Here is a 7730-nt window from a genome sequence, read left to right on the forward strand (position 1 = left end):
TATGCAACCTTTATTAGAACTAATCGGCATTGATAAAGCTTTCCCCGGAGTAAAAGCACTCTCTGGAGCCGCTCTAAAAGTCTACCCAGGTAGAGTGATGGCGCTAGTGGGAGAAAATGGTGCCGGTAAATCCACCATGATGAAAGTGCTCACGGGGATTTACAATAAAGATGCGGGAGCGATCCGTTACCTTGGTAAAGACGTGGCATTTAATGGTCCAAAGAGTTCCCAAGAAGCGGGGATCGGGATCATTCACCAAGAGCTAAACTTAATTCCAGAATTAACCATTGCTGAAAATATCTTTTTAGGTCGCGAGTTTGTAAACAAGTTTGGCAAAATTGACTGGAACAAAATGTTTAGTGAGTCAGATAAACTCCTCCAGCGACTCAATCTTAATTACGATAGTCACCAAACCATTGCTGAATTATCCATTGGTGAACAGCAAATGGTCGAAATTGCTAAAGTTCTCAGTTTCCAATCTCAAGTCATCATTATGGATGAGCCGACAGATGCACTGACTGATACCGAAACCGCCTCACTCTTTCGCGTGATTGAAGATTTAAAATCCCAAGGCTGCGGGATTGTGTATATCTCTCACCGTTTAAAAGAAATTTTCGAAATTTGCGACGATGTGACCGTTTTTCGTGACGGTCAGTTTATTGGTGAAAAGCCCGTCAGTGAATTAGAAGAAGAAAAACTGATTGAGATGATGGTCGGACGTAAGCTGGAAGACCAATATCCGCGAGTCGATGTGCCTGTTGGTGATATTCGTCTTCAAGTTGAAAATGTTTCTGGTCCCGGTGTAACCAATGCTAGTTTCACACTAAGAAGCGGTGAAATTTTAGGTGTTTCAGGTTTGATGGGCGCAGGACGTACAGAGTTGATGAAAATCATCTACGGAGCAGCACCGAAAAAATCCGGCAATATCCAGCTAGAAGGCAAAAACGTCACCTTAAAAACCCCACAAGATGGTTTGAATAACGGCATCGTTTATATTTCCGAAGACCGTAAGCGCGATGGTTTAGTACTGGGGATGTCAGTAAAAGAAAATATGTCCTTAACTGCATTAGGTTACTTCAGCCACTTTGGCGGTACATTAAAGCATGGTGAAGAGCAAATGACCGTAGGGGATTTTATCCGCTTATTTAATATTAAAACCCCATCCATGGATCAGATAATTGGCAATTTATCTGGTGGTAACCAGCAAAAAGTGGCAATTGCCCGTGGATTAATGACCCGCCCAAAAGTTCTGATTCTTGATGAACCAACCCGCGGTGTTGATGTTGGGGCAAAAAAAGAGATCTACCAATTAATTAACCAATTCAAAAAAGAAGGGCTGAGTATCATCCTCGTTTCTTCAGAAATGCCTGAAGTCATTGGGATGAGCGATCGCATTTTGGTTATGCATGAAGGGCATATCAGCGGCGAATTCTCCGCCAAAGAAGCAACGCAGGAAGCCTTAATGGCGGCCGCAGTCGGTAAAAATTACGGCTCAGTTCAGGAGTTAACAGCATGAGTTCAACAACCGCACCATCAAAACGCTACTTCAGCAAAGCATGGCTAATGGAGCAAAAATCCTTAATCGCCCTATTAGTTTTAATTGCGATTGTTTCAACCTTAAGCCCCAACTTTTTTACAGTAAACAACTTGTTTAACATCCTTCAACAGACTTCTGTGAACGCTATCATGGCTGTGGGAATGACATTGGTTATTCTGACTTCAGGTATTGATTTATCAGTCGGCTCACTACTGGCGCTAACCGGTGCTGTTGCGGCATCTATGGTCGGTGCTGATGTTAATGCATTTGTTGCAGTGGCAGGCGCTTTAGCGCTCGGAGCAGCAATTGGGGCATGCACAGGTGTGATTGTTGCTAAAGGTAAAGTACAGGCATTTATTGCAACATTAGTGATGATGTTATTACTGCGCGGTGTGACCCGTGTTTATACCGATGGTAGCCCAATTAATACTGGATTTAGTGATAACGCTGACTTGTTCGGTTGGTTTGGTATTGGTCGCCCATTAGGTATTCCTACCCCTGTATGGTTAATGGTTATCGTCTTTGCTGCAGCGTGGTACATGCTGCACCACACTCGCTTAGGTCGTTATATCTATGCGTTAGGTGGAAATGAATCAGCAACCCGCTTGTCGGGGATTAATGTCGATAAAATTAAAATTATCGTTTACGCCTTATGTGGCTTATTAGCTGCTCTGGCGAGTGTCATCGAAGTTGCACGTTTATCATCAGCTCAGCCAATGGCAGGTAATGGCTATGAATTAGATGCGATTGCCGCGGTTGTCCTCGGTGGTACAAGTCTTGCTGGTGGTAAGGGGCGTATAGTTGGTACGCTGATTGGTGCCTTGATTCTCGGTTTCCTAAATAACGGATTGAACTTATTAGGTATTTCTTCAAATTACCAAATGATTGTTAAAGCCGTTGTGATTTTATTAGCAGTGCTCGTTGATAACAAAAAATAGTGATTATGACCCCTACCCGATAACGACAGGAATTTTCTTATGAAACTGAATAAATTAGCGACTTTATTTACCGCATTTGCACTAACAGCAACCGTCAGTGTGAATGCGATGGCAAAAGAGAGCATCGCGCTGGTTATTTCAACCCTGAACAACCCATTCTTTGTGACCATGAAAGATGCAGCACAAAAAGAAGCGGACAAACTGGGTTATGAACTGATTGTTTTGGATTCTCAAGATAACCCAGCGAAAGAGTTAGCGAACGTACAAGATTTAACGGTGCGCGGCACCAAATTAATGCTGATCAACCCAACTGATTCTGATGCGGTGGGCAACTCAATTCTGATGGCAAACAAAGCAAAAATTCCTGTTATCACCTTAGACCGTGCAGCTAATAAAGGTGAAGTGGTGAGCCATGTTGCTTCCGATAACCGCATGGGCGGAAAAATGGCGGCAGACTTTATCGCCAAGAAAACGGGTAATGACGCTAAAGTGATCCAATTAGAAGGTATTTCTGGAACTTCTGCGGCTCGTGAGCGTGGTGAAGGTTTCAATGCGGGTGCGAAAGAGCATAAATTCAACGTATTAGCGAGCCAGCCTGCGGATTTCGACAGAACTAAAGGCTTGAACGTTATGCAAAACTTACTGACAGCACATCCTGCTGTTCAGGCTGTTTTTGCGCAAAATGATGAAATGGCACTCGGTGCATTAAGAGCGCTGCAAACTGCGGGTCGTGATGATGTGCTAGTGGTTGGATTTGATGGCACAAATGACGGTATTAAGGCAGTTCAAGGCGGAAAATTAGGTGCGACAATTGCTCAGCGCCCAGATCAAATTGGTATTGTTGGGGTACAGATCGCAGATAAAGTATTAAAAGGCGAAAAAGTAGAAGCAACAGTTCCCGTTGAATTAGAACTCGTGGTAAAACAATAATTCCATATAAAGTAACAATCCTTGATAAAACAAGAAGATTGAAGAACCGCCGTGAACTATAGCGGCGGTTTATTTAATTGCGTAGCAAAAGGAAATAAATGTTATGGCAGCAGCTAAACTGGTTGTTTTAGGCAGTATCAACGTTGACCACATTCTGAATGTGCAACAGTTTCCCCAGCCAGGTGAAACTGTAAGAGGCGATCGCTACCAAGTTGCCTTCGGCGGCAAAGGGGCTAACCAAGCTGTGGCGGCAGGACGTAGTGGTGCTGATATAACATTTATTGCTTGTGTTGGTGATGATGATGTTGGCATTAGCATCAAAAAACAGTTACAAAAAGATACCATCAAGATTGACTGCATTGACTCTGTTGTAGGTGAAACAACAGGGGTCGCTCTGATTTATGTTAATGGTCAAGGTGAAAACATCATTGGGATTAATGCGGGGGCAAACGGACACCTTTCTACTGAACGATTAGCGGCTTATCAACAAAAAATCATTGATGCAGATGCCTTATTAATGCAACTAGAATCTCCGATTGAAACGGTACAAATGGCAGCTGAAATTGCTCGCCAACATCAAACTAAAGTGATCTTAAACCCTGCGCCTGCACAAGCGTTGCCTGATTCGCTGTTGTCGCTGGTGGATGTTATTACACCAAATGAAACTGAAGCTGAGCATTTAACGGGGATTGCTGTTAATGATGACGATGGTGCGCAAAAAGCAGCACTAGCGCTTCATCAAAAAGGTATTCATAAAGTGATGATTACATTGGGTGCTAGAGGCGTTTGGTATAGCGAATCAGGTAAGCAAGGTAAAATAATACCGGGCTTTAAAGTGAAAGCAGTAGACACCATTGCAGCAGGTGATACATTCAATGGGGCGTATGTAACTGCGCTACTTGAAGGCCAATCCGATGAAGATGCTATCATCTTTGCTCACGCAGCTGCGGCTATTGCAGTTACGCGCCCGGGGGCACAACCTTCTGTTCCATGGCGTAATGAAATTGACCAGTTTCTTCTTCAATAGGATTAATTTGTGGCAACAATGAAAGATGTTGCTCGCCTTGCGGGCGTATCAACATCCACCGTCTCCCATGTTATCAACCAAAATCGCTATGTCAGTGAAAGTGTGACCTCACGGGTAAAAAGTGCAATTGAACAACTCAATTATGCACCTTCAGCCTTAGCGAGAAGTTTGAAAATGAATCGCACAAATACAATCGGTATGTTACTCACTGCGAGTAATAACCCTTTTTATGCTGAGGTGGTGCGTGGAGTCGAGCGTAGTTGCTACGAACTGGGTTACAGTTTGATCCTATGCAACACGGAAGGGGATCTGAAACGCATGGATCATAGCTTAGAAACTTTGCTGCAAAAGCGCGTTGATGGGCTACTTATTATGTGTACTGAAGTGCAGGGACCATCCAAAACTGTTTTTTCCCGTTATCCATCGGTTCCAACAGTGATGATGGACTGGTCTCCATTTGAATCTGCTGGCGATATTATCCAAGATAACTCGTTCCTTGGTGGTGAAATTGCAACACGTTATTTAATTGATGCTGGTTTTACGCGAATCGCTTGTATTGCCGGTCCTCAAGATAAATCCCCAGCGCAGGCGCGTTATCAAGGCTTCCTTCATGCCATGAAAGCAGCATCGCTGAATATCTACGATGAATACATTATCTTCAGTGATTTTGAGTTTTCGGGTGGATTTGACTCGATGAATAAACTCTTGGTACTACCGAATCCCCCAGATGCTATTTTTGCGGGGAATGATGCGATGGCGGTCGGTGCTTACCAAGCGATTTACCAAAAAGGCATGAAAGTGCCTGACGACATTTCCATTATTGGTTATGACGATATTGCACTCTCTTCTTATATGATCCCGCCACTCACCACGGTTCATCAGCCGAAAGATGAACTTGGTCAGCAAGCGGTTAACCAACTTATTTATCGAATGGATAATCCAGATGCTGAACCATCTGTTTTAGTCTTAACGCCAAAACTAGTGGAACGTCAATCAGTGAGGAAACGCTAATTCTGCGTTTTCTCGGATTTTTTGTCTTTAATTAAATTATCACCATCGGTTTTACTGAGTAATAGAAACACAAAGGCAGAAAGTAACGTGATAGCTCCGATCGTAATAAATGTGTAATGGAAGTTATCCACAACATTGCTATTTGGCTGATTATCAAAAAAGCTCAAAATGGTAGCACTCACCGCGATCCCAAAACTAATAGACAGTTGCTGAGTCACGGCTAACATACTGTTGCCGGCGCTAGCGTTATTATCTGTTAAGTCCGCTAAGCAAATGGTATTCATGGCAGTGAACTGTGTGGACATCACCATTCCTAAAATAAACAGTGGGATAATGAGCAAGTAAATCGACATATCGGGGCTTTGCAGTGAAAATTGTGAAATCATCAACCCGATAATTACCGTGACAGTAAACAGCGTATTTCGATACCCAAATCGAGTTAAGATTCTGGTGACTGCAGATTTAGCTGTAATTGACCCAATCGCCAGCGGAGCCATCATCATTCCTGCCACAACGGCTTCATAACCAAATCCTACTTGCAGCATCAATGGCATTAAGAATGGAATACTTCCAGTACCTAATCGAGTGGCGATGTTACCGCTAATACCAATGGAGAAGGTTCTCGTCTTAAATAAGTTGAGCGGAATAATCGCATGCTTAATGCGCCTTGCGTGAAGTATATAAAGAAGAAGGCAAAGAAAACCGCCCAGAACTATCGCTAAAGGTATATAGCTAGATAATGATTTATCGCCAAACAGATCCAGACTGACTGAGAGCATGACCAAGCCAAACCCGAATAGGATAAACCCGAGGGTATCGAACTTACGTTTCGGCATTTTAAAATCAGGCATATGCTTTAATGCATAAATAATACCGAGTACACCAATAGGGATATTAATAATAAATATCCAATGCCATGTGGCATAGGTGACAAGAATCCCGCCTAACAAAGGTCCTAATATAGGACCGACTAATCCAGGAATAGTCACAAAGTTTAAAATTGGCAAGAGTTCACTACGGGGGTAAGCACGGATCAATGCGAGTCTTGCTACAGGCATCATCATCGCACCGCCAATTCCTTGAATCACTCGTGAAGCCACTAACACTGTGAGTGAAGGAGAAAGTGCACAGAGTAGTGAACCTAGAGAAAAGAGAGAGACGGCAATAATAAAGATACGTCGAGTGCCAAATCTGTCTGCGAACCAACCACTCACTGGGATTAATAACGCCACGGTTAAGGTATAACTCACAACGGCAGATTGCATCGCTAATGGGGAATGATGCAAACTTTTGGCAATATCAGGTAGTGCCGTATTCAATATAGTGGCATCCAACGCTTGCATAAAGAAAGCCATCGCGGCAATCCACGGCAAACCCGACATATTTTTAGCAGTCTTAAACATCCGTTACCTATTGATAATTTGGTGAGCGAATTCGTTCTATTAGCTTATTTTTGCATTGTCGTTAATAAGGTATAGCAGAGATCGCAAGCTTCACGACTCTTACCATTAATAATAGCATCGGCAAGTTGTTGGTGAAGTTCTACTTCTATTGCATCATTTTCCGTTATTGCATCAAAGTAAAGTTGATATACCGATCTAAAGAGATTGGCGAACGAAATTAAAAATGGATTACAGCACGCACGATAGATAGTTAGATGAAAACGAAAATCGACTTTTATCCAATGAGACCTATCAAACTCCTTATCGAGGAGAGTCATCTCATTAGACAGTAATTGCAGGGTCTGTTTTTGTTCTTCTGTGGCGTTTAGTGCTGCGAGATAACAAGCTTGGGGTTCAATGGCGAGACGAACAACTTGAAAGTGTTTAATCACCACGGATTTTTCTTCACTGTTAATCCACCAATTTAGCAAGTCTTGATCGAGGAAGTTCCAATTAGAAGCGGGCATCACTCGAGTACCAATTCGGGGGCGTGCTAAAACCATACCTTTCGCGGCTAATATTTTAATGGCTTCTCTGATGGCTGTTCGGCTGGCATTAAACTGTTTTGATAACTCTAATTCGCTGGGAAGAATAGTATCAGATAAATAGGATTCTTTTAAAATGAGCTGCCCAAGACTCCGAGCAATAATAAAAGAGAGGTTTTTTTGTGAGGCATTTTGTTGTTTGCTCAATTCCATGATTTATCCCATGCAGATACTAATCACTGATATGTTACGTGAGTAAATCAATTATTGCTGCTGAAATAGTCAAAAAACAGTAGTAATTTACGGTATTAAGTCATATTTGGCTAAAAAAAACGCGAACGAAATAAATATGTAAAAAAA

Annotated in this window: 7 protein-coding genes; 5 read left to right on the forward strand and 2 right to left on the reverse strand. The window is 42.6% G+C overall.

All coding sequences use genetic code 11. The features are described 5' to 3' along the window. Window position 1: 1 nt before the first annotated feature. The 5 genes from rbsA to rbsR all read left to right on the forward strand — a co-directional run bounded on the left by rbsA (window position 2) and on the right by rbsR (window position 5443). Window positions 2-1516, forward strand: coding sequence for a ribose ABC transporter ATP-binding protein RbsA (gene rbsA, locus PSF16_RS06990; RefSeq protein ID WP_006660662.1), 1515 nt, complete (start codon window positions 2-4; stop codon window positions 1514-1516). Continuing rightward, window positions 1513-2475 (forward strand): ribose ABC transporter permease, encoded by a 963-nt coding sequence (gene rbsC / locus PSF16_RS06995; protein WP_006660663.1) that lies wholly within the window; start codon window positions 1513-1515, stop codon window positions 2473-2475. Before rbsA ends, rbsC begins: the two co-directional genes overlap by 4 nt. Before the next feature lie 39 nt (window positions 2476-2514). Continuing rightward, the gene (rbsB, locus tag PSF16_RS07000; protein WP_006660664.1) at window positions 2515-3405 is read left to right on the forward strand and encodes a ribose ABC transporter substrate-binding protein RbsB; all 891 of its coding nucleotides are present in this window, start codon (window positions 2515-2517) and stop codon (window positions 3403-3405) included. A gap of 103 nt (window positions 3406-3508) precedes the next feature. Beyond that, window positions 3509-4432, forward strand: coding sequence for a ribokinase (rbsK, locus tag PSF16_RS07005; RefSeq protein WP_006663273.1), 924 nt, complete (start codon window positions 3509-3511; stop codon window positions 4430-4432). 9 nt (window positions 4433-4441) lie between these two features. Beyond that, window positions 4442-5443 carry a ribose operon transcriptional repressor RbsR gene (rbsR, locus tag PSF16_RS07010; RefSeq protein WP_432652914.1) on the forward strand — a complete coding sequence of 334 codons (1002 nt, stop codon included), beginning with the start codon at window positions 4442-4444 and terminating at the stop codon, window positions 5441-5443. Here rbsR and mdtD read toward each other — a convergent pair. Then, window positions 5440-6846: a multidrug transporter subunit MdtD gene (mdtD, locus tag PSF16_RS07015; protein WP_006660667.1), complete on the reverse strand. Its 1407-nt coding sequence runs from the start codon at window positions 6844-6846 to the stop codon at window positions 5440-5442. The two genes, rbsR and mdtD, sit on opposite strands and share 4 nt — an antisense overlap. 44 nt (window positions 6847-6890) lie before the next feature. After that, complete coding sequence (locus PSF16_RS07020; protein WP_006663275.1) at window positions 6891-7583, reverse strand: FadR/GntR family transcriptional regulator; 693 nt, start codon at window positions 7581-7583, stop codon at window positions 6891-6893. Window positions 7584-7730 lie beyond the last annotated feature (147 nt).

It is taken from the genome of Providencia sp. PROV033 (assembly GCF_028484855.1).
Classification (GTDB): Bacteria; Pseudomonadota; Gammaproteobacteria; order Enterobacterales; family Enterobacteriaceae; genus Providencia; species Providencia alcalifaciens.